Consider the following 22,934-nt stretch of genomic DNA (forward strand, 5'->3'; position numbering starts at 1 on the left):
GTCACCACCCCGAAGCGGTGTAGAGAACCTCGCACGTGCCGTCGTCACCCCAGGTGAGTTCGCGCAGCAGGGCGAGCGTCCCTTCCCTCGGGTCGATCAGGGCGATGCCGCGCCGGGCGTACTCCCGGGCGAGCTCCGGGCCGACCATCCCGCCGTGCACGCGGTCCGGGGCCCACGGCCCCCAGTGCACGGTCAGTGTCCGGGTGCCCGTGGAGCGGTGCCACTGCCGGCCCAGCCCGGCGAGGGCGTCGTTGGCAGCGGCGTAGTCCGCCTGCCCCCGGTTGCCGTGCACGGCGGCGACGGAGCCGAACAGCAGGGTGAAGCGCGGTGGTTCGGGGAGCCGGCGCAGCGTGGTGAAAAGTGTGCGGGCGCTCTCCGCCTTCGTCTCGTGCACCCGGGTGAAGGAAGCCGGGTCCTTGTCGGCGATGAGCCTGTCCTCGATGACTCCGGCGGCGTGCACCAGGCCGTCGACACGCCCGTAGCGGGCGTGGGTCTCCTTGACCGCCTGCTCGACGGCCTCCGCGTCCCGCAGGTCGACGGACCGGTAGGCGGCCTCGCCACCGGCGGCGCGGATCCCGGCGAGGGTCGCGTCGATCTCCCGGCGGGCCAGGACGATCCCCGCCTCCCGTTCGATCTCCGCGGGCCGGAGCCCACCACGCGCGGCGAGCGCGGCCCGCAGGGCGGCGCGGCCGGTGACGCCCGCGATGCCGGGCGGTTCGGGGGCATCGGCCATGGGGGTGCGGCCGAGGAGTTCGACCCGGCAGCGGGAGGCCGCCGCGAGGGCCACGGCGGCGCGCGCGGCGATGCCCCGCGCCCCGCCCGCGAAGAGCAGGACGGACTCCGGTCCGAGCCCGAGTGCCTCGGCCGCCCGCTCCCCGGTGGACTCGTCGTCGGTGCGCAGCGTTCCCAGCGGGGTCTCCCGGGGTTCGATGCCGAACCTCCGGCCGTCCTCGGCGCGTTCGACGACGGGGGCCCGGTCGGGTGCCAGGAGTTCGGCGACGATCGCGTCGGCTGTCCCGTCGGCGTCCTGCCCGCCGGGAAGGGTCACCAGGCGGACGGCCGTCTCCGGATACTCATGGGCGACGGTGCGGAGGAAGCCGCCCAGTCCGTCGCGGTGGCCGTCCTCGGCCCACCGCACGCACAGCAGCCGGCGCGGCCCGCGCCCGAGCAGATCCTTCAGGAGGGGGAAGGCGTTCGGCAGTACGGGGGCGGCCGGCAGGATCACTCCGTCCAGCGGACCGGCGGACTGGCCGGGGACGGCGTCGGAGTGCGTGACGTGTGCCCCGTGCTCGCCGAGCCGGGCGACGAGAGGCCGGGCGACGCGGGCGCTTCCGCCGAGCACGAGGAGGCGGCTGCCGCGCAGGACCGTGGCGCCGTCCGGCGCGGGGGCGTCGTCCAGTGCCACGCGCTGGAGTACGTACCGCCGGGGCGCGGCTCCGGCCGGCTCGGTCGCCTCGGCGTCGTCGGGCGCCTGCTCCATGTGCTGCGCCGGGCCCTCAGGGCCCTCAGGGCCTTCGGGGCCTTCGGGGCCTTCCGTGTCCGCCGTGCCGTCCGTGCGCGAGGTCATCCACGCGGCGATCGACGCCGCGGTACGCGCGCGGGTCAGGCTCTCCAGGTCCGCGTCGTCCCAGCCGCGCGGGCCTGCCCCGGCGCCGCCCACCCGCTTCGCCAGTTCGCCCGCGATCTCCGTCCGTTTGATCGAGTCCACGCTCAGGTCGGCTTCGAGATCGAGCTCGGGGTCGATCATCTCGACGGGATAGCCGGTCCGTTCGCTGATGACCGACAGCACCGTACGCAACAGATCCGGCTCGTCCTCGGCAGGAAGCCCGACGGGCAGTTCCGTCGGGGCCGCCTCGGCCGGCAGGGAAACCGGCTCCCGCGCGGAGACCGGCGGCGGGGCCTCCCCCACCCCGCCGAAGTAGGTCAGCAGGACGTCCCGCTGCGCCGCGATCAGTTCACGGCTGCCGCGCAGGAAGTCCTGGAGCAGGGCCTCACGGCCCGCCTTCCCGGCCCCTTCCGCACCACTGGTCCCGGTCAGCGGCGCGATCCGCCGCGCCGGCCGCAGCCCTCCGGGGAGCAGCCCGCCGTCCGCGGTGCGCACCAGGTGCCCGTCCACGAGCCAGCCGGGGCGCTCCGGCAGCCTGCCGGGCTCGGCCACCACGGCGTCCCGGCCCGCGAACAGCGCTTCCGCGTCCATCCGTACGCCGGAGACCGCCAGCCGGGCCAGCGCCTCCAGGTGGCCGCGCAGCCCCGCCTCGGAGTGCGGCTCGAAGGGCACGGCCACGTGCGGCCGGTCGCCGAGGACCGCGCGCGTCAGACCGGTGAGCGCGGTGCCCGGGCCCGCTTCGACGAAGACGCGGGCCCCGGCCTCGTACATCGCCTCGATCTGCTCGGTGAACCGCACCGGTGCCGCGATCTGCCCGGCGAGGCGGGCCCGCAGCTCCGTGGTGTCCGCCGGATAGCGGGTGGCCGTCAGTCCGGACCACACCGGGATCTCCGGTGCCCGCACGGGCCGGGTGGCGAGCGCCTCGGCGAACGTCCGCGCCGCGCCGGTCATCATCGGGCTGTGGAAGGCGCACGCCACGTCGAGCGGCCGCACCGCGAACCCGGCTTCTCCCAGGGCCGCCGCTCCCCGCCCAACCGCCCGGGCCGGTCCTGAGATCGTGGTCTGGGAGGGGGAGTTGAGGCCCGCGACCACCACCTGGCCGGCGAGACCGGCCCCGGTCAGTACGGCCTCCACCGCGGCCGCCCCCGCCGTGACGGCGGCCATCGAGCCCGGCTCGTCCCCGGCGGAGCCCAGCATCGCCTCGGCGCGCAGCCCGCTCAGCTCCGGCAGCGCCTCGGTGGGAAACGCGTCGGCCACGCAGAGCGCGACGAGTTCGCCGTAGGAGTGGCCGGCCACCATGTCGGGACGGATGCCCAGGTCCGTCAGCACGTCGTGGACGGCCAGGCCGGCGGCGCCCAGGGCGGGCTGGGCGTGGCGGGTGTCGGCGAGGCGGGCGCGCTGCGCGTCGCGCGTGGCGGGGTCGAACGCGGCCGGGGGGAACATCGCGGCGACCGGGGCACCGCGCAGCCGCTCGTGCGTCTGCGGGAAGGCGGTGAAGAGGTCCGCCAGCATGCCGGGCCGCTGGCTGCCCTGGCCCGGGAAGAGGAAGGCCAGCTTGCCGCGCGTCCGTTCGGCACCGGCGGTGGGACCGTCGTCCCGTCCGGCTCCCGCGGTGGGACCCTCAGCCGTGAAGACGCCGGGCGCCGCCTGTCCGGCGAGCGCGGCCCGCAGCAGGCCGGGCAGCTCGGCGAGGTCCGCGGCGACCACGGCGGCGGTGACGGGACCGGCGGCCGGGTCCGAGGCGCGGCGCGCCGCCGTGCGGGCCAGGTCACGGAGCCGCCACGGCGACCGACGAGGCGCGTCGGCCGGGGCGGGCGCGTGCGTCTCCGCCAGCCGCAGCAGATCCTCGATCGCCGCCGCGCCGCGGAAGAGGAACAGCTCGGCGGGCCAGGCGTCGGCCGCTCGCCGCGGCGGTGCCCCGTCGTCGCACCCGCGCATGACCACGTGGAAGTTGGTGCCGCCGAAGCCGAAGGCACTCACGCCGCCGACCCGTTCACCGGCCGGCTCCGCCCAGGGCAGGGATCGCCGGTGGAAGACGAAGGGGCTGCTCTCCGGCCGCCACCCCGGATTGGGCCGCTGGATGTGCAGGGTCGGCGGGCGCACCCCGGTGTGGAGGGCCAGGGCCGTCTTGATGACACCGGCCAGCCCGGCCGCGCACTTGGTGTGCCCGATCTGCGACTTCACCGATCCGATCACACAGCCGCCGGGCTCGGCGCCCGATTCCTGGAACACCTTGGTGAGCACGTCGAGTTCGGTGCGGTCGCCGACCACCGTGCCGGTGCCGTGCGCCTCGATCAGACCGACCCGGGCCGGGGAGATCCCGGCCTGGGCGTAGGCCCGTTCCAGCGCCGCGCGCTGGCCCTCCGGGCGGGGCGCGGTCAGGCCGAGGGACCGTCCGTCGCTGGAGGCGCCGACTCCCCGGACGACGGCGTAGACCCGGTCCCCGTCGCGCCGCGCGTCGGCGAGCCGCTTGAGCACCACGCAGGCGACGCCCTCGCCCAGCGCGATGCCGTCCGCCCCGGCGTCGAACGCCTTGCAGCGGCCGGTGGGGGACAGCGCGTGCACGGACGAGAAGAGCACGTAGTCGTTGATGCCGTTGTGCAGGTCGGCGCCGCCGCACAGGACGAGGTCCGCCGCGCCCGTCACCAGCTCCTTGCAGGCCACGTCGACGGCGGCCAGGGAGGAGGCGCAGGCGGCGTCCACGGTGTAGTTGGCACCGCCGAGATCGAGCCGGTTGGCGATCCGGCCGGAGATGACGTTGGCGAGCATCCCGGGGAAGGAGTCCTCGGTGAGCGTGGGCAGTTGCTCCGCCAGATCCTCCGGGAGCCGTCCGCCGAGGTAGGACGGCAGGACGGTGCGCAGCGTGGTCGCGTTGGCCATGTCGCCGCCGGCCTCGGCTCCGAAGACCACGCCGGTGCGCTCGCGCGGGAAGTCGCGGTGCTCGTAGCCCGCGTCGGCGAGGGCTCGCCGGGCCGCCTCCAGGGCGAGCAGCTGCACGGGTTCGATGGAGGCGAGCGAGGCCGGCGGAATGCCGAAGCGCAGCGGGTCGAAGGGGATTGCCGGCAGGAAGCCGCCCCACCGGGAGACCGAGACGTCGCTCGCGGGCGCCCCCTCGCCGTAGTGGAGTGCCGGGTCCCAGCGGCCCTCGGGCACCTCGGTCACCGCGTCCGCGCCGCCGAGCACCTGGGCCCAGAAGGCGGGCAGGTCGGGGGCGCCGGGGAACATGCCGGCCATGCCGATGATCGCGACGTCCAGCGGCTCCGGCGCGGGAGTCGTCTCCCGGCCCTCGCCGCCGGTGAGTTCCGCGGCCCGCCGCTCGTAGAAGGCGGCCGCCCCGTCCGTCACACCGCGGTGCAGTGCGGTGACGGTGGTGGTGGCGTCGCGCAGCACCGCGACCTCCCCGGCCATGAACATGCCCTCGTCGCGCTGCCGCCCCTCCCCCACCTCGCGGAGCTCGCCGTCCACCCGCTCGACGCCCTTGCTGGCGATGCGCAGCCGCCCGAGGTTGAGCCGCTCCAGCCGCTCCCACGCCTGCCGCTTGGGGACGCCCTGCCGGCGCAGCTCCTCTTGATGTGTGCGGTAGGTGTCGGTGAACGGGCTCGGTACGCAGCGGGTGACGTGTCCCGGCGCGGTGTCCAGCAGGACGGTGCTCCGCGCGGTGAGCACCGTGCGCTGGAAGAGCGGCTGGACCGCGCCGCACTCCACCGCCTCGCGGGTGAAGAGGTACGCGGTGCCCATCAGGACGCCGACGGCGGCGCCGCGCCGGGTGAGCCCGGCGGAGAGGGCCGCCACCATCGCCGCCGAGCGCTCGTCGTGCACCCCGCCCGCGAACAGCACCTCGATCTGCCGCTGCCCGCCCTCCAGGAAGTCTTCCAGGACGGCCAGTTGGGCCTCCCAGAGCGGGAAGGAGTTGCTGGGCCCGACATGGCCGCCGCACTCGGCGCCCTCGAAGACGAAGCGCCGGGCCCCCGCGTCGAGGAACTGGCCGAGCAGCCCGGGTGTCGGCGCCTGGAGGAAGGTGCGGATGCCGTGGGCCTCCAGCGCGGCCGCCTGCGCGGGGCGGCCGCCGGCGAGGATGGCGTGGGTGGGCCGGAGTGCGCGCACGGCCTCCAGCTGGGCGGCGCGTACGTCGTCCGGCGCGAAGCCCAGGATGCCCACGCCCCAGGGCCGCCCGCCGAGCGCGGCCCTGGCCTCTTCCAGGAGGGTCCTGGCCCGCTCGGGTCCGGCCAGGGCCAGCGCGATGAACGGAAGGCCGCCGCCCTCGGCGACGGCGGAGGCGAACCGCGCCTGGTCGCTGACCCGGGTCATCGGGCCCTGCGCGACGGGGAGCCCGGTGCCGAAGGAGCGGCTCAGGGCCGATCCGGGGCGCAGCGCCGCCGCCGCGCCGTGGTCCCGGAGCGCCCGGTCGATGCCCTCGCGCACGGACCGTACGGCGGCGCCCACCGTGCGGTGGTCCTGGGCGAAGCGGCGGGCGAGGAAGGCGTCCTGTCCGAACGGGACGGGGCGGTCGCGCAGTTCGGCGGGGGTGCCCGGGCGGTCGCGGTCCAGCAGGCGCTCGCCGCCGGCGAGGACCGTCCCGGTGCCGTCCGCCGTACGCAGCAGGCGGGCGAGGGCGGGCGGGGTGGCCGCTTCCTCCAGCAGCGCGAGCTGTACGTCGAGCACGACACCGGCGGCGCCCGCGACGACGGCCGCCGCGGCGGTGTTCGGCCCGATGCCGCCGCAGGCCCAGACGGGGACGCCCAACGCGGGGTCGGAGAGAAGCTGTTGCAGCAGGACGAAGGTGGACAGCTCACCGGCCGGCCCGCCGCACTCGCTGCCGCGCGCGACGACTCCGGCCGCGCCCCTCCGCACCGCGGCGCGGGCCTCGTCCCGCGAGCGGACCTCGGCCAGGACGGTGACGCCGTGGCCCGCGGGCCACTTGACACCCGGGGCGAGCAGCACGGTGTGCGGGCCCGCGGCGCCGGGCTCGCACAGCTCGTCCGGAGAGAGCGCGCAGCCTTCCGCGACGCGTACGCCGAAGGCGCCGCCCGTCCAGCGGCGCGCCAGGGCGAGGGCTTCGCGGGCGCGGCGGCCCCCGTCCCCGAGGTCGAGGACTCCGAGCCCTCCGGCCCCGCGCACGGCGGCGACGACCCGAGAGTCGGCCTCTCCGAAAGGACTGACACCGATCACGGTCTGCACCACGGAGGCGGCTCCCCATCAGGGACTCTGAAAGCTGGATGATGCCAAAGGAGCCGGTTGCAAGGACGAGCGCTCCCGCCTCCGCAGTCGCAACTTCCCCACAGCAAGACTTCCGGATCACTGTGGTACACACCCGGCCGGAGATGCAAATCCGGCCCTACCGCGCACAGTTGCACGCACGGGGGTCCTGTCAGCGCCCGCGCATCATATTCCGCTTGACAACAAGCCTCAAGACCTCACCCCCGGCACATCCGTTCACCCGATCCCATGAAACTTCAGGAACTCCCGTACTTCACCGGTGAGTTGACTGTTCGTCAATTTGCCGCCGTGCCGCGAGGCGGGCCCGGGCGTTCGCGTCGTAGGGGCAGTCGGGCCGCAGGTTCACACGCTCGCTGAGCAGCGTGCGGGCGCGGTCGTGGTGTCCGGCGCGCAGGGCCGCCTCGACGAGGGTCTTCTGGAGGGCGTCCCGCTGGGCGTGGCTGCCGCCGAAGGTGTGGAGGCGGCGCCGCAGAGGCAGCAGCAGGCCGACCGCGTCGGCGTACCGCCGCTGCCCGTACGCCACGAGCGCCCGGCACACCGGCAGCCCGATCTCGGCGGTCATCGGGGCGTTGGACCCGCCCGTACGCCCGGCGACGGTGTCCCGCAGCCAGGCTTCCCGGTCGCGGATGAGGCGTCCGGCCTCGGCCGTGCGGCCGGCTCCGACGTAGGCCATGACGGCGTGCACGTCGTTGAAGGCGTAGTAGGCACCGTCGTTCCGTCGCGCCCAGGCGTCCGCGAGCGCGGGCCAGCGGTCACCGGTGTCCGCGTCCGAGAGGTACAGCCGCCACAGCAGTGACGCGGCGTCGAGGAGCTCCATCGCGGCCCCGGCCGAACCGTCGTGGTGCACGGCGGCGTCGTAGACGGCGAGGACCTTGTCCACGCGCCCCGTCTCCATGACGTAGAGGGCGTAGTGCCACCAGTTGTGGACATTCAGGTAGTTGCCGGTCGACCAGTCGTCGGTGCGGGCGTCGAGATAGCGGATGCCGTCCTCGTAGCGGCCCTGCATCTCATAGGCGTGCACGACGGCGTGGATGCCCCAGACGTCCCGCGCGTTGCGCTCCACCGCTTCCAGGCCCACGCGCTCGGCCAGGGTGTAGTGCCCGGACTCCTCCAGGCCGAAGGCGTACATGCCCTGGAGGAGCCCGTAGTGCGGATCGTCCGTGTCCCAGGCGGACAGGGCGCCGCCGATGCGGTCGCGCAGCAGCGCGGCGTCGCCGGTGAAGAAGTCGAGCTGGTGCCCGACGGCCAGGGCGAGGGCGTCCCGCGGACAGGCCACGACGAGTTCGCCGAGGACGCGGCCGGCGTGCCGCATGTCGCCGTCCAGCCAGCGGGAGGCGGCCTCGACGTGCATGCGCTCGCGCGGACCGAGGTCCGCCATGTCCACCGCCCGGCGGTACGCCTCGAACGCCGTGGCCGCTTCGGCCGCGTCCTTCTCCTCCGTGCCCAGCAGCCCGAGGTAGGCGCCGAGGACGTTGCCCATGGCGGACCGGGGCGAGGCGTCGAGCACCGCCGCGGCCTCCGCCGCCACCTCCCCGCGGAAGAAGAGCAGGCTGTCCAGCGCCCGCTCGTAGAGCCGCACGGCGTCGGCGTCGGTGTACGTCATCACGTGGGCATGCCGGTCCGTCACCACGTCGTCCTCCTACGGGATCACTCGGGATCACTTCGAGCAGGAGGGATCTCTGCCCCGCGGGTCCGCGACGGACACCGCGCCGGCGAGGGGTCAGCGCGCGCCGGTGGCGCGCGCGGCGCGGCGCAGCCGGGCGCGGGCCGGGTCGCGCGGCGGGTGGGCGGCCGTCGGCGCCTTGTCGGGGCCGGTCCGCACGAAGAGGGTCACGGTGACGCCCTCGGTGAAGCCGCCCCGGCGCATCAGGGCCGCCGACGCCTTGTTGCTGCTCTCCACGTCGGTGATGATCCGGGAGGCGCCGGCCGCGAAGAGCGCCGCACAGCACCGCTCGACGAGCTCACTGGCGACTCCCTTGCCCCGCGCGCGCTCGTCGAGCGCGATCCATTCGAGATACCCCCAGTCCTCACGCTCGTCGTAGGACAGCGACCCGAGCACGAACCCGATCAGCCCCTCGTCGTCCACGGCGACCCAGCACGCTTCGGGCTGCGCGTCCCAGTGGACGGCGACGGTGGACAGCGACCACGAGGTGTACGGCATGGCGTCGACGTCGTACGCGCGGTAGCCGAGGCTGAGCACGCCATCCAGATGGGACAGCTGCATAGGAATGATGTCGATTTGACCCATGAGGGAATCTTTACATATGGGTGAGTTCGTACCCACAGTGGCTCGGCCGCGGACCCATTGCGGTGCGATGCCTCGCCGCCCCACCATGCCGGCATGCGGTTCTCCATGAACGTCCCCAACTTCGGCGACTTCGCCGATGCCAGGAACGTGGCGGCCCTGGCCGTGGCGGTGGAGGGAGCGGGGTGGGACGGCTTGTTCCTGTGGGATCACGTGGTGCACCGCAAGCACGATCCCCGTCCCGTCGGCGATCCGTGGATGCTGCTGACGGCGGCCGCGCTGGCCACCACGCGCATCAGGCTGGGCACACTGGTCACGCCGGTGCCCCGGCGGCGGCCGCATCAGCTGGCGCGGCAGGTGGCGACGCTGGACCGGATCAGCGGTGGCCGGGTGGTCTTCGGGGCGGGCCTGGGCGGGCCGGTCGAGGACGAGTACGGAAGCTTCGGCGAACCCACCGACGAGGCCGTGCTCGCCGAGCGCCTCGACGAGGGGCTGGGCCTGCTGGAGCGGTACTGGTCGGGCGAGCGGGTCACCCACCGCGGCCGTCACTTCCACGCCCACGACGTGGCGCTGCTGCCCCGGCCCGTGCAGCACCCGCACCCGCCGGTGTGGGTCGCCGGTTTCTGGCCGAACCGCAGGCCCATGCGGCGTGCCGCCCACTGGGACGGCGCGGTGCCGCTCTTCGAGTCCGCGCGGCACGGCCGCACTCCGCCGGTGGACGAGGTCCGCGACCTGGTGGCCTACGTCCGCCGGCACCGTCCCGACGACCGCCGTGACGCGCCCTTCGAGTTCGTGGTCGAAGGCGTCAGCCCCGCGAACGCCCCGGCCGCCGCACGCGACGTGATCGGGCCGCTCCTCGACGCGGGCGCCACCTGGTGGGACGAGCGTCTCCCGATGGACCACCCCGGGCTGTCACACCTCGGCACGGTCGTCCGGCGCGCCGGACTGGGCCCGCCCGCACTCTGACCGGGGCCGCGTCACCACAGCCGCTTGCGCCGGCATCGCACGCTCCCGCTCCGCCCCACCGCGTCGTAACCGTCGGCACGGCGCCAACGGGCGTTGTCGTACCCGACGGTGTCGGCCCAGGGGCCGGCGATCCCGCACAGCTGGTTCCACAGGCGGAACTTCGCGCGCAGCGCACTGCGTGAACCGTCGTCGCACTCGAACACGTCACGGAGTTCCCGGCACAGGAGGAAAAGGGCGTGCTGGAAGGACACGACGGTGCAGTAGACGCCATTGCCGAAGCCGTTGGCGCGCCGTACGTCGTCGGTCCGCGACGTGAGGAACGCTTCCAGGGCGTCCACGTCGGCGAGGGTGAGGTCCGCGGCGTAGCGCAGTTCGCGGACCGCGGGCGGGGGCTGGGTGACAGCGCTCATGAGGCTCCCTTTCGGCGGAGTTGGGGTTGTCGGTTCCGCCACGTCTAACGATGTCCTCTTATTTCGGACATGGGTTGCTTATTCGGAATCTGTGGGGCGGGCCACGCCGTGCGGATCTGGCCGAAATCACAGGCTGGCAGTGACCGTCTCGCGCCACGAAGATGCTCCCCTGCCGTTGTGGGGCCGATCTGAAGGGTGGGAACGGATGGCTTTACGAGGAAGAGGGCTGCGGGGCAGACGGGTTGGGGCGCTGACGCACAGCGCGGCCGCGCTGGCGCTCGCCTGCGCCGGGGCCGTGGCCGTGCCCGCCGCGGCGAGCGCGTCCGCCCCGGCGGCGTCGTCCGGAACGGTCTCCGGGGCGGCGTGCTCCACGGACACCGGCGCCAAGGGGCTGGCCAGTAACCCGGTTCCCGGCAGCCTGGTCTCCGTGGCCCGCGCGGACGGCCGGATAGCCCAGCTCCAGCTCTTCTACGACACCACGGCGACGAGGGGCCTGCCCTTCGTCTGGCACCGTGAGCAGGACGCGCCGGGCGGCGCTTACGGGGCCTGGCAGCGGGTGGGCACGACGACCGTGGGCCCGAAGAACTACTCCATCGCCGCGATCGAGAATTCCGCGGGCGACCTGGAACTGCTGTTCCCCACCTTCGGCGCGTTCTGCCACACGGTGGAGGACGACAGCGAAGGAGGCTGGAGTGCCCCGGAAACGTTCGGTCTCGCACCGTCGCCGTACCACGGTGGGGTCGTGCTGTTCAAGGAACGGGACGGCAGCATCGACGCCTTCGCCTCCGGGCCGGGGAACGGCAACGCGATGCAGCTCCGGCACGAGCGGACCGCCGGCGACGGCTGGGGCCCGGTCCGGTCCACCGGGCAGCTCCCGGATCCGAACGCCGGGCTGAGCCAGCCGAGCACGGTGGAACAGCTCCCGGACGGCAGGCTCCATCTGACCGCCCGCGAGTGGAACAGGGACCGCACCTGGGAGGTCTATCAGACGGCGTCCGGCGACTGGGACGCGTGGCATCTGCTGTCCCCGGTCTCCGCCCGCACCCGGCGGGCCGCCCCCGCCGCCGGTCCACGGCTGGAGGTGAACCGGACCGGTGACCTCCTGGACGGCGACATCGTCGAGTTCACGATCGCGGGCGGCCCGCCGAAGGCACGCGTCTGGGTCAAGCAATGCGGGCCCTCGGCATCCGTGACCACCTGTGACGACGCCACCGGGCGCCAGTTCCGCGTGTATCCGGACGGCACGTACGAGAAGTCACCGAAGAAGCTGTACGCCCAACTGAGCACCACGGCCGGGAACATCGACTGCCGGACGGCTCCCGCCGAGACCCCCTGCTCCCTGGCCCTCACCGACAACACCGGGGCCCTGCTCGCCACCGCTCCGCTGCGTTTCCGCCCGCACGGCCGCCTGGAGCCCCCGCCCACCCTCGACGTCACACCGGACGAGGACCTGGTGGACGGCCGGCCGGTGCGCGCGACGGGCCGGGGCTACGAACCGCAGTACCACGTACTCGTCATGGAGTGCGCCACCGGCTCCGCCGACACCTCCGGCTGCCGCCCCCGCACGAGGCCGCCCGCCACCAGCGACGACGGCCGGATCGACGAGACGGTGACCGTCTCCGCGACCTTCACCGGCATCGACGGCCGCGCCGTCGACTGCCGCGCCCAGGACGCCTGCGAGCTGGTGGTCTTCGGCACCCGCGTCCGGGGCCCGGAATCCGTCCGCCACCCGCTGGACTTCGCACAGGCCGGCCAGCCGCGAACGGCCCGCCCGGCACAGTCGGCGGCAGCCGGCCCGCCCATGACATCTGTCAAGGTCCACCGGTGACAGACCGCTCTACGGCCGGTCCTCCTCGCGCGAGAAGATGATCTGGCACCACCGGATCGTGCGGGCGGGGGCGTGCCCGTGGAACACCTGCTGCTGAGCGGCGGCGCCGCGGAGGCCCCGGTGGTCGCCGGGGCCGCCGCCCAGATCTTCGGCATGCCGGTCACCGTGCGGCGGCCCGACGAGTACGTGGCCCTGGGCGCTGCCCGCCAGGCCGCCCGGTCCCTCGCCGCCACCCCGAACGGCCCGAGTGGCCACAGCCCCGACGGCACCGATGTGGCAGCACCGGCCGACAGGGGCGTGGGCGGACGGTCCGGCAGGCGTACGCCCGCGCTCGTGAGCAGGTGCACGGAGCGGGGGCATAAGGGCCCTCCGGCCCAGCTCCGCCCTCGGAGGGTCAGGCGAGGTGCCGTACGAAGAGGCCGGAGACGGTGGCGGAGCCCTTCGGGGCGGGCTGGTCCGGCGAGCCGCCGAAGAGCACGGTGCCTCCGGCGCGGTCGACACCCAGGAGGCGGGCGTGGTCGGTCCGCTGCTCGCCGTCGACGCCGGTGCTGACGCGCTCGACAGCGCCGGTCACGAGGTCCCGGACGAAGACGTCGTAGGTGTTGTTGGTGTCGCCGGGCACGAGGTTGGTGGCCGCCGAGGTGAAGAACGCCTTCCGGTCGTCGGCGCTCATGAGCGCGCCGACGGGCGAACTCCCGTCGCCCTGCACGCCGTCGGGTCCGAGGCTGAGAAGCCGGATGTCCTTGGTGACCAGGTCCGTGGCGAAGACATCCCCCACCCCATTGGTGTCGTTCGCCACGACGCGCTGCGAGGTACAGGAGAAGAGGGCGTACCGGCCGTCGGGGCTGAGGCTGATCCGGTCGGCCCGCACATCCTCGCCGTCGAGACCCCAGGCGGCCAGGCGGATGCCGCGGCCGCGGATGTCGTACACATAGAACTGACGGTCCGGGGCGGGCCGTCGGATCCCGGACTTTCCCGCCGTGGCGGGCGGGTCGGTGGAGATGCCGTTGGACTTGAAGCCGACCTTGCTTCCGTCCGCGCTGATCACCGGCGAGGCGTACACGCCCCACGCCGGCCGGCCGCCGATCCGCGCGGTGGTCCGCTCCCGGCGGTCCCGGACATCGATGTGGGCGACGCCGTCGCCGCCGGTCGAGGAGAACGCGACGTAGCGGCCGTCGTCGCTGATCTGCCCGTCGGAGCTGCTCGCGGCCGAGGAGGCGTCCTCACTCCGCACGAGGAGCTCGGTCCGGCCCCGCTCGCGGTCGCGGACGTAGACGTCGGACCTGTGGCCCGTGCGCGCGGCGTCGGTCAGGTCGGTGGCGTAGGACGAGAAGACGACATAGCGGCCGTCCCCGCTCACACTGTCGGCCGTGGAATCGTCATCGGCCACCGAGCCGTCCGGGGTGGCGCTGATCAGCTCCACCCGGCCCGTCCGGAGATCCTTGAGGAACACCTTCAGGTGGTCCCCGGTGGCTCCGGGGACCAGACCGGTCGCCCGGGACGCGAAGACCACGAAGCGTCCGTCGCCGCTGATCCGCCCGCCTTCCACGGGCGCGTTCGCCGGAGTGCCGTCCTCCGCGACACTCACCTGCTCGGTGCGCGGCTCCCGGCCGTCCGCCACCGCCGAGGCCGCGGGCAGAGCTGTCGGGAACCCTACGGATAACGCCGCCACAACAGCGACATGTCTGAGTCGACCGGGTCGACGCATGGCTGTTCCTCCTCATGCGATCGCGCGCATACGCGTGTGGACTGGGAGGAGGAAGCCAACAGCCGACGCGGTGTTCCGTCAATGCCGACCGAGCTTCCGTCCGCCCGGGACCGCGGGACCACAGGCCGCCTCCGCGCGCGAGGAGCGCACGGAGGCGGATGCCGGCGGCGGTCAGAGGGAGTGGGCCCCCACCACGTAGTAGAGGGCGTAGAGGACTCCGGGCAGGCCCGTGATCAGTCCACCGAGCGCCGCCAGCACCATGGGGAGCCGACGGGTCGCCCGCAGGACGCGGGCGAGATAGCCGACGAGCACGAAGAAGGCCAGGGCCACGACGACCCCGGCTGCCAGCCATGCGGAAGGATTCGGATGCATCTCTGCTCTCCTTGCGACTGCGCCCAGTCCGGAATATCCGACGCGTCGGCACGGAACGACCCGCTCACAGGCCCTTGGTAGGAGGGCCGGGACCGCCCGCGACCGTGCGTCGGGGGTCTTCGACGGTAGCCCAAGTGGGTATGGGCGGGCCAGAGTTGGCGGAGTACGCGGCAGGATGGACACGCGATGGCAGAGCCGCTCCGGGCTACCACCCCCGGAGGGCTCCGCGTCTGAGCCGACACCGGACTGGGCACGTCACGGCTGGCCATCGGCCCCATGGTGCCACGAAGCGATAAACAGCCGAGAAACGAAGGAACACCTCCTGCGATCCACAACCGCTCTTCGCTCACTTAACGCCCGCTGAATGCGCTGCTACGGTGAAGAACGCGCCCGTGTGGTCCGGAAGTTGGAGTGTGAGGGGGTTCGATGAGCCTTCGGTTCGGCCTCCTGGGGCCCGTGGAGGCCGACTGGCTCGGGAGACCCGTCGCCCTCGGCCCGCCGCAGCGCAGGGCCGTGCTCGCCGTGCTCCTGCTCGCGCGGGGCCGGGCGGTGACGGTGGCCGCGCTGCGGGACAGGATCTGGCGCACGTCGCCGCCCACGTCCGCCATCTCCGCGATCCATGTGCACGTTCACCACCTCAGAGCCGTGCTCGGGGCGCTCGCCCAGCGGAGCCAGGACGGACTGCCCCAGTTGGTCACCCACCCCGGACACCCCTCCGACCAGGTGAGTTACGCTCTGCGCGCCCCCCTGGGCAGCGTCGACGCCGACCGCTTCCACCTCCTGGCCCGGCGGGCCGACGAAGCCGAGGCGCGGGGCGAGGCGAAGCAGGCGCTCGTCCTGGTCAACTCCGCGCTCGCGCTCTGGCGGGGCGCGCCGCTCTCGGGCCTGCGGATCCCGGACTTCTGCGCCGACCACGTACTCGGCCTCCAGGATCTCCGGCTGGACCTGGCGAAGCGCAGGGCGACGGCCCTGCTGGCGGCCGGCGCGACGGCACGCGTCACCGCCGAACTCCGGCAGCTGTGCGCCGAGTACCCCGCGGACGAACAGGTCGTGGTGCTCCTGGCCAAGTCCCTGCGCAAGGCCGGCACCCACGCGGGAGCCCTCGACCTCATGACGCGCGAAGTGGACCGCTGGCAGCGGGAGTACGGGATCCGGCCCCGCGCGCTCCTGCGGGAGCTGGCCGCGAACGGCGGGAATCCCGATGGCGCGCGTTGAGGCGAGGGTCCTGGGCCCGCTGGAGCTGCTGGTGGACGGGCGTCCCGTCACACCGACCGCGGCGCGCCAACTCGCCCTGCTCGCCTCCCTCCTGGTCGAGCCGGAGCGCGTCGTCGCACCGGAAGCGCTCATCGAGGACGTCTGGGGAAGCCCCGCGCCGGACAACGCCCTGTCCCAGCTCCAGAACCACATCCACCTGCTGAGGAAGCGGCTCGCGGCGTCGGTGGGGAGCGAGGAGGCGAAAGAGCTGCTGCGGCGCTCCCCGGCCGGATACCGCCTCCACGCCCCGGCCGCCGACCTCGCGGAGTTCACCGAACTGCTGGAGGCTGCGAGGGCCGCTCCCGGACCGGAAGCGGTCCTCGCACTGGCGGGCCGCGCCCTGTCGCTGCACCGGGGCCCGGCCTACGCGGGGGCACCGCTCCACAGCACGCGCCTGGCCGGCACGGCTCAGCTGATCGAGGAGCGCAGGCTGGAGGCGCTGGAACTCCGCATCGACGCCGAACTCCGCATCGGCCGGCACGCCCGCGCCCTGCCCGAGCTCCGTCTGCTCGTCCGGGCACACCCGCAGAACGAGCGCTTCCAACGCCTCCTGGCCGCCGCCCTGTCCGGGGCGGGGCGCGAGGGGGAGGCGGCGGGTGTGCTGCGGCGGCTGGCTGCCGGGCCCGCCACGGACGGGCCGCAGGTCCTTGACCGGACGAGTGCCGCCGAGGCTGTCGCCCCCGCGGCCGAGCCCGTGCTCGACGCGCCACCCGTGGCGGGGGTGCCGTCCGGCCGCACCCGGAGGCCGGGCCGCCCCTCCGAGGCATCGCCGCGGCTGCGTTTCACCCTGCTCGGGCCCGTGCGGGCCTGGCGCGGCGAAGAGCGGCTGAGCATCGGTTCACCTCAGCAGCGGGCGTTGCTGGCCACCTTGCTGCTGCGTGGTGGCCGCACGGTCCTCGCCGGCGAGTTGGTGGACGCGCTGTGGGGCGACGAACCCCCGCACGCCGCCCTCGCCGCATTGCGTACGTACGCCTCCCGGCTCCGCAACGTCCTCGGCCCTGATGGCAACGCCCTGGTTAGCGAGTCCGGCGGCTACGCGATCCGGGTGGGGCACGGCTGCCTCGACATCGACAAGGCCGAACACCTCGCCACCGAGGCCGAGAAGTCCCGCGCCGCGGGCGACCGCACCCGCGCCCGCGAGCTGATCAACGAGGCGCTCGGGGTCTGGGACGGCGAGCCCCTGGCCGGCCTGCCCGGCCCGTACGCCGAAACGCAGCGCGCCCGGCTGGAGGAGTGGCGGCTCACCCTCATCGAGACCCGCCTCGACCTCGACCTGGAGGTCGGCGCCCACGCAGAGGCCGTCTCCGAGCTCACCGCCCTGACCGCCGCCCACCCGCTGCGCGAATGGCTGCGCAAGCTGCTGATGCTCGCCCTCTACCGCAGCGGACGGCAGGCCGAGGCCCTCGCCGTCTACACCGACACCCGCAGGCTGCTGGCCGACGAACTGGGCATCGAACCCAATCCGGAGCTCGCCGAGCTCCAGCAGCGCATCCTGCGAGCCGACCCCGGCCTCACCCTGAACTCCGCGGCCGACCGTTCCTCACCCGACCCCGGCTTCACCCGGCCTACGCAACTTCCCGCGATGGTGCCGGACTTCACCGGCCGCGAGTCCTTCGTGGCGGAGCTGATCGAGCAGCTGGTCACGGCGGAGGGCCGGATCATGGCGGTCTCGGCGGTCGCGGGCATGGGCGGCGCCGGCAAGACGACGCTGGCCGTGCACGTCGCGCACGCCGCCCGGCACCACTTCCCCGACGGCCAGCTCTACGCCGACCTCCAGGGCACGGGGCCGGTGCCCGCCGAACCCGAGGCCGTCCTCGGCTCGTTCCTGCGGGCGCTGGGCGTCCCCGACTCCGCGATCCCCGACGGCCTCCAGGAACGCACCGCGCTCTTCCGCTCCACCCTGGACGGCCGCCGCGTCCTCGCGCTGCTCGACAACGCCCGCGACGCCGCCCAGCTCCGCCCCCTGCTGCCCATTGCCGAGGGCTGTGCGGCCCTGATCACCAGCCGGAGGCGCATGCTCGACCTGGCGGGCGCCCGCCTCGTCGACCTGGGCGTGCTGAGCGCGGACGAGGCGCTCGCGCTGTTCACCCGTATCGTCGGCCAGGAACGGGTCGGCGCCGGGCGCGACGCCGCCATGGACGTCGTCGCCGCCTGCGGCTTCCTGCCGCTGGCCATCCGCATCGCCGCCTCCCGGCTCGCCGCCCGCCGCACCTGGACCGTCTCCGTCCTCGCCCACAAGCTCGCCGACGAACGCCGCCGCCTGGACGAGCTCCGCGCCGGCGACCTCGCCGTCAAGGCCACCTTCGAACTCGGCTACGGCCAACTGGAGCCGGCACAGGCCCGCGCCTTCCGGCTGCTCGCGCTGCCGGCGGGGCCGGACATCGGGCTCGAAGCGGCCGCCGCGCTGCTCGACCGGGAGGCCGGCACCACGGAGGACCTTCTGGAGTCCCTTGTCGACCTGAGCCTCATGGAGACCCCGGGGCCGGGCAGGTACCGCTGCCACGATCTGCTGCGTACATATGCCCGGCACCGTTCACCTGCCGGTGCCGAGGAGGACGAGGCACTGCTGAGGCTGCACCGGTTCCACCTCGCATCCGCGCGCGCGGCCTTCGTCGTGACACGTCCGGGCGACCGCTCCTTGGCGTACCTGAGGGACACGGGCTCCCCGGGGCTGGAGTTCGCCACCCATGACGCCGCCTTGGACTGGGTCTGCGGAGAGGCGGGAAACCTGCTCGCCGCTGTGCAACAAGCCGTGGCCCACCCCTCGGACGAGGCACTCGGCGATGCCGTGGACACCTTGTGGGCGGTCGGCGACCTCCTGGAATCGGGGAAGTGGGAGGAGGCATACAGCAGGGCGGCCGGGGCCCTGGTCGCGGCGGCCGGGCAGCGCGGCGCGGTGGTCGCCGAGGGCCGGGCGAGATGTCTGCTCGGCCGCCTGGCCGCCGTCGCGGGACGGTTCGAGGAGGCCGGGACCGAGGCGCTGCGGGCCGGGTCGTCTGCCCGGGAGACCGGGGACCGGCTCGTGCTCGTCCAGGCGCTGATCCTCAGGAGCACCGTCGCGCGTCATCGGCACGCGTACGAGGAGGCCGAGCGGTGTCTTGAGGCCGCGCTGGAGGAATACCGCGCCGACGGTGACCGGTACGGCGAGGCCGCGGTGCTCGCCGACCTGGCCCGGACACACGCGGAAACGGGGGCCGGCGAGCGCGCGGTCGAGGAGGCCCGGCGCAGCGTGCGCGCCTTCCGGGAGTTGGGTGCCGTCTCGCGACTGGGCGACAGCCTGTACACCCTGGGGCTGGCTCTGGAGCGGCTTGGGCAGAGGGACGATGCCTTCGTCGCCCTGGACGAGGCACGAACCCTGTTCATCAGGGCGCGACAAGGGCTCTGCGAGGGGATGGCGCTGTTCCGTATGGCCGAGAACTGCTTGGGGCGGGGACAGCCCTCGCGGGCCGCCCAGTTCGCGCAACGCGCGCTGACCGCACTGGAGACGGTGGGCGGCGATCGGCGCAGGGCGTCGGTGCTGACCCTGCTCGGCAGGGCGTTCCACGACCTCAACCGCCTGGACGAGGCCCGCTCGTGCTGGACGACGGCGCTCGGGCTCTTCGAACCGCTGGGCGCGAGCGAGGCAGCGACGGTCCGGACGCTGCTGGGCGAAGCACCCATGGCCCGGAGGGCGTAAGGCCCGTGCTCGCTGAGGGGCGTCGGCGCGGCGGACCGGACCCCACAGCCACCCGCCCGCAGCGGCTCCGCTCCGGCATAGCCTTGCCACTTGTGGACCGATCCGTGGACGACACAGACCTCCGTCTCGCCGGCCTCCGCCGCGCGCACTCCCGCCTCGAACGGGCCACCGTCGACGCGCGGGCCCTCGACCACCGACTCCGCCTCCTCGGACACCGGCCGGGGCTCCTGCGCTGGGTTCTCCTCGCCATAGCGGTGTGGTGCGCGGCCAGGGGCGGCTGGGCTCTGCTGGGCGCGTGACGAGCGGCGGCCGGTGACCTGCCGACGGCTCTGCTGCCCGGCCGGCCAGGAACTCGGCGAGCGCTCCGTACCATGCCCGCACAGCTCAACAGACCGCATACAGGCCGGACATCATGGGGTTCGGCACAGCGACAGACAAGGTCTCCGAGTCCTACGGGCAGCATCACCGCCTTGTCCGCCGCCGCTCTTCCCCGCATTCGTTCCTCGCCCCGCACCCCGTCGGCCCGGCGGTACCGGCGCTTCGTATGCTCACGGTGCGGGGAACCGGAAGCCGACCACCTTCGGAGGCGAACGAACATGTCGGAACAGCGTGTTGTCCTGGTGACGGGCGGGGCAACGGGAATCGGGGCCGCCACCGCCCGGCTGCTGCGCACCGCCGGGCACCAGGTCGTGATCTCCGGGCGGCGGCCCGAGCCACTGCGCCGGGTGGCCGAGGAGACCGGAGCGCTGGCCCACCCTTCCGACGCCGCCGACCCCGAGGCCGTGCGTGAGCTCGTCGAGACGACGGTGGCGGCCTACGGGAGACTCGACGGTGTGGTGCTCAACGCCGGAATCGGGCGTGGCGGCGCGGTCGGCGACACCACGCCCGAGGACTGGGAAGAGCTGATACGGACCAATCTCACCGGCCCGTTCCTGCTGCTGCGTGCCGCGCTGCCGCATCTGCTGGCGGCCCGCGGTGCAGTGGTCGCGGTCGCCTCGGTCGGCGCGCTCCGCAACAGCGCCGGCAATGCCGCCTATGCGACGTCCAAGGCGGCTCTGCTCCACCTCTGCCGCTCTCTCACCGTCGACTACGGACCGCGGGGCCTGCGGGCCAACACGGTGTGCCCGGGCTGGGTGCGCACGGAGATGGCCGACCAGCGGATGGCGCGGTTCGCGACGGAGGCCGGGCTGGCGGGCGGTGCCGAGGAGGCATACGGGGAAGCGAACCGGCTGACTCCCGCAGGGCGGCCGGGTGACCCGGAGGAGGTCGCCCAGGCGATCGACTGGCTGCTGTCGCCGGCCGCGTCCTACGTCAACGGGGCCGTCCTCACCGTCGACGGCGGGGTGACCACGGTCGGCGTCGCCGGTGCCGCCTTCGACTACCGGATCGAGGCACGCGCTCCGCGCCTGTGACGGACTGACGGAGAGGCCCGTTCGGCTTGTTCCCCGCATGGTTCTGCGGGACGACTTCTTCGACAGCGCGCCAGCGGTGACTGCATCCCTCCGTCAACGGTCCGCCGAACAGGTCGAGCGCCTTCTTCACCGCAGTGGCAAGTGACAGGGGGGCGGCCTGCTCGGCTACGCCGAGACACACCCGGAGCGGGTGTCGGAGATCGTCATCTCCGCTGTCACCACCACCCGGCGCTCCGAGATCGACTGGCTCTACCGCGGCGTCGGCCGCTTCTTCCCCGAGCAGTGGGAACGCTTCCTGGCGGGTGCTCCTGGCACACCGCGGGACGGCGATGTCGTCGGGGCCTACGCGCGCCTGACGGAACACCCGGACGCCGCGGTACGGAGAAAGCGACGGCCGACTGGTGTAGGTGGGAGGACGCGGTCCTGTCCGGGGAGACGGACGGTACGGCCAACCCGTCGGGGACCGGCCGCCGGACGCCCGACTGGCCCTGGTGCGCATCTGCGCGCACTACTTCTCCCACGGCGCGTGGCTGGAGGAAGGCGCGTTGCTGCGCGACGCCCACCGCCTGGCCGGCATCCCTGGCGTTCTGGTCCACGGCAGGATCGACATGGGCGGCCCGCTCGACACCGCCTGGCAGCTCACCCGCGCCTGGCCCGACGCGGAACTGATCGTCGTCGGCAACGCGGGCCACATGGACAGTGACACCACACGGGCGCATGTGCTCAAGGCCCTCGACCGATTCGCTCACCAGGCGTGAAGCGGCACCTGTGCTGCCGCACGATGGGCGGTGGGCGGCTTGATGTGCGGCAACGCGGCCGTCGTCGGGGCCCTGGTCGAAGACCTCGGGACGGCCAGGGCGCATATCCCGGCGCCGATGCGGCGCTCACGGTCGGCACGCGGGCGCGTCGTCCTCACGCCTCCTACTCGCCCCAGGTAACCGGGAGGCTCTTCACCCCGTAGATGTCTGCGGTCTCCGGGCGCAGGTCAACCTCTTCGGCGGGTACGGCCAGGCGCAGTGTGGGGAAGCGGTCGAACAGCGCGGGGAGCGCGACCCGCATCTCGACGCGGGCCAGCTGCTGGCCCAGGCACTGGTGGATACCGTGGCCGAATGCCAGGTGCCCGCCGTACTGCCTCCGGATGTCGAGCACGTGGGGATCGGCGAAGCGCTCGGGGTCACGGTTGGCGGTGTTGTACGACAGGACGACCGTCGTACCGGCCTCGATGGTCCGGCCACCCACCTCGACGTCCTCCAGCGCCGTCCTCATGAACGACTTGGCGACGCTCAGATACCGCAACAGCTCCTCCACGGCCCCGTCGGCGAGCGTGGGATCGGCGCGCAGCGCGGCCAGTTGCTCCGGGTGCCGCAGCAGCGCGAAGGTGCCGAGGGACAGCATGTTCGCAGTGGTGTCGAACCCGGCTGCCAGGAGAATGAGGCTGATCCCCGTCAGCTCCTCATCGGTCAGATCGCTGTCGGTGAGTTCGCTGAGCACGTCGTCGGTGGGGTTCGTGCGCTTGGCGGCCACCAGCTCCGCGAGGTAGTCCTGAGTCGCGGTATAGGCCGCTATCAGCTCCTCGTCGCTCGTCTCCCCACCCATGAACGCGTCGATCTGCTCCTGGAAGGAGCCCCGGTCCTCGTACGGCACCCCCAGCAGCTCGCAGATGATGATGGTGGGGATGGGCTTGGCGAACGCGGTCACCAGGTCCGCCGACGGCCCAGCCTCCTCCATGGCGTCCAGGCAGTCGGCGGTGATCCGCTCGACGCGCTCGGTGAGAAGTCGCATCCGCCGCACCGTGAACTTGCCCGCCAAGGGCTTGCGGTAGCGGCGGTGCTGTGGGTCGTCCATGAGGAGGAACTCGCCGGGCGGCGCCGGAGGAAGCTCGAAGTCCACGACATTCATGAGCTCTTTGCGCGCGCTGAACCGTGGGTCGGCCAGGACCGACCTGACCAGGTCGTACCCGGTGATCAGCCAGCCGGGCTTTCCGCCGGGGTGGGTGTAGCGGCTGATGGGGCCGTGGCCGCGAGCGTCGATCAACTCTGCCGGCGGGTCGAAGGGGCAACCGGACTGACGCGCCGTCGGCAGAGCCGTGATGGTGTGAAGGGATTCACCCATGACCATTCCTCATCTCGCGATAGTACGTGTTCGGTACTTCGTGAAAGCTATGTTGCATTCAGCAGTACGTCAATCGACGGAAAGGAGCTTCTCCAGTTCAGTGGCGGTAAATTGATGCAATGACGCTG

13 protein-coding genes and 2 pseudogenes are annotated in these 22,934 nt (G+C 73.4%); 8 read left to right on the forward strand and 7 right to left on the reverse strand.

All coding sequences use genetic code 11. The features are described 5' to 3' along the window. Nucleotide 1 precedes the first annotated feature (1 nt). The 3 genes from ACH427_RS11645 to ACH427_RS11655 all read right to left on the reverse strand — a co-directional run bounded on the left by ACH427_RS11645 (nucleotide 2) and on the right by ACH427_RS11655 (nucleotide 9,071). Nucleotides 2–6,787, reverse strand: a complete 6,786-nt coding sequence (locus ACH427_RS11645; protein ID WP_398869252.1) for an SDR family oxidoreductase — start codon at nucleotides 6,785–6,787, stop codon at nucleotides 2–4. Between the two features lie 289 nt (nucleotides 6,788–7,076). Then, complete coding sequence (locus ACH427_RS11650; RefSeq protein WP_398869253.1) at nucleotides 7,077–8,450, reverse strand: tetratricopeptide repeat protein; 1,374 nt, start codon at nucleotides 8,448–8,450, stop codon at nucleotides 7,077–7,079. A 93-nt stretch (nucleotides 8,451–8,543) separates the two neighbouring features. Then, entirely contained in the window at nucleotides 8,544–9,071 is a 528-nt protein-coding gene (locus ACH427_RS11655; RefSeq protein WP_398869254.1) for a GNAT family N-acetyltransferase, read from the reverse strand. A gap of 93 nt (nucleotides 9,072–9,164) precedes the next feature. Here ACH427_RS11655 and ACH427_RS11660 point away from each other — a divergent pair, with 93 nt between their 5' ends. Continuing rightward, entirely contained in the window at nucleotides 9,165–10,034 is an 870-nt protein-coding gene (locus ACH427_RS11660) for an LLM class flavin-dependent oxidoreductase (protein WP_398869255.1), read from the forward strand. An 11-nt stretch (nucleotides 10,035–10,045) separates the two neighbouring features. Here ACH427_RS11660 and ACH427_RS11665 read toward each other — a convergent pair whose 3' ends face one another. Then, entirely contained in the window at nucleotides 10,046–10,444 is a 399-nt protein-coding gene (locus tag ACH427_RS11665) for a hypothetical protein (RefSeq protein WP_398869256.1), read from the reverse strand. 205 nt (nucleotides 10,445–10,649) lie between these two features. Between ACH427_RS11665 and ACH427_RS11670 the strand changes: the two genes are divergently transcribed. Continuing rightward, complete coding sequence (locus tag ACH427_RS11670; protein ID WP_398869257.1) at nucleotides 10,650–12,272, forward strand: neocarzinostatin apoprotein domain-containing protein; 1,623 nt, start codon at nucleotides 10,650–10,652, stop codon at nucleotides 12,270–12,272. A gap of 394 nt (nucleotides 12,273–12,666) precedes the next feature. Here ACH427_RS11670 and ACH427_RS11675 read toward each other — a convergent pair whose 3' ends face one another. Together ACH427_RS11675 and ACH427_RS11680 are read right to left on the reverse strand one after the other, a co-directional pair. Then, complete coding sequence (locus ACH427_RS11675) at nucleotides 12,667–13,944, reverse strand: TolB family protein (RefSeq protein ID WP_398869258.1); 1,278 nt, start codon at nucleotides 13,942–13,944, stop codon at nucleotides 12,667–12,669. A 207-nt stretch (nucleotides 13,945–14,151) separates the two neighbouring features. Further along, on the reverse strand, nucleotides 14,152–14,352 hold the full coding sequence (locus ACH427_RS11680) for a hypothetical protein (RefSeq protein WP_398869259.1): 201 nt from the start codon (nucleotides 14,350–14,352) through the stop codon (nucleotides 14,152–14,154). Between the two features lie 426 nt (nucleotides 14,353–14,778). Between ACH427_RS11680 and ACH427_RS11685 the strand changes: the two genes are divergently transcribed. The 6 genes and pseudogenes from ACH427_RS11685 to ACH427_RS11710 form a co-directional block, all read left to right on the forward strand. Then, the gene (locus ACH427_RS11685; protein WP_398869260.1) at nucleotides 14,779–15,567 is read left to right on the forward strand and encodes a BTAD domain-containing putative transcriptional regulator; all 789 of its coding nucleotides are present in this window, start codon (nucleotides 14,779–14,781) and stop codon (nucleotides 15,565–15,567) included. Continuing rightward, nucleotides 15,554–16,159: pseudogene (locus tag ACH427_RS11690) on the forward strand (BTAD domain-containing putative transcriptional regulator); the annotation flags it as partial. The gene ACH427_RS11685 and the pseudogene ACH427_RS11690, both read left to right, overlap by 14 nt. Nucleotides 16,160–16,318: 159 nt before the next feature. Further along, nucleotides 16,319–19,282 carry an AfsR/SARP family transcriptional regulator gene (locus ACH427_RS11695; protein ID WP_398869454.1) on the forward strand — a complete coding sequence of 988 codons (2,964 nt, stop codon included), beginning with the start codon at nucleotides 16,319–16,321 and terminating at the stop codon, nucleotides 19,280–19,282. A gap of 104 nt (nucleotides 19,283–19,386) precedes the next feature. Further along, nucleotides 19,387–19,581 (forward strand): hypothetical protein, encoded by a 195-nt coding sequence (locus tag ACH427_RS11700; RefSeq protein ID WP_398869261.1) that lies wholly within the window; start codon nucleotides 19,387–19,389, stop codon nucleotides 19,579–19,581. Between the two features lie 297 nt (nucleotides 19,582–19,878). Then, nucleotides 19,879–20,694 (forward strand): SDR family NAD(P)-dependent oxidoreductase, encoded by an 816-nt coding sequence (locus tag ACH427_RS11705; protein ID WP_398869262.1) that lies wholly within the window; start codon nucleotides 19,879–19,881, stop codon nucleotides 20,692–20,694. A gap of 157 nt (nucleotides 20,695–20,851) precedes the next feature. After that, nucleotides 20,852–21,452: pseudogene (locus ACH427_RS11710) on the forward strand (alpha/beta fold hydrolase); the annotation flags it as partial. 163 nt (nucleotides 21,453–21,615) lie between these two features. On the opposite strand, the gene ACH427_RS11715 reads toward ACH427_RS11710, so the two are convergent. Further along, a complete protein-coding gene (locus tag ACH427_RS11715) occupies nucleotides 21,616–22,806 on the reverse strand; it encodes a cytochrome P450 (protein ID WP_398869263.1) in 1,191 nt (396 codons plus the stop codon). Nucleotides 22,807–22,934 lie beyond the last annotated feature (128 nt).

The sequence above is a fragment of the Streptomyces sp. NPDC020379 genome (assembly GCF_044387105.1).
Classification (GTDB): Bacteria; Actinomycetota; Actinomycetes; order Streptomycetales; family Streptomycetaceae; genus Streptomyces.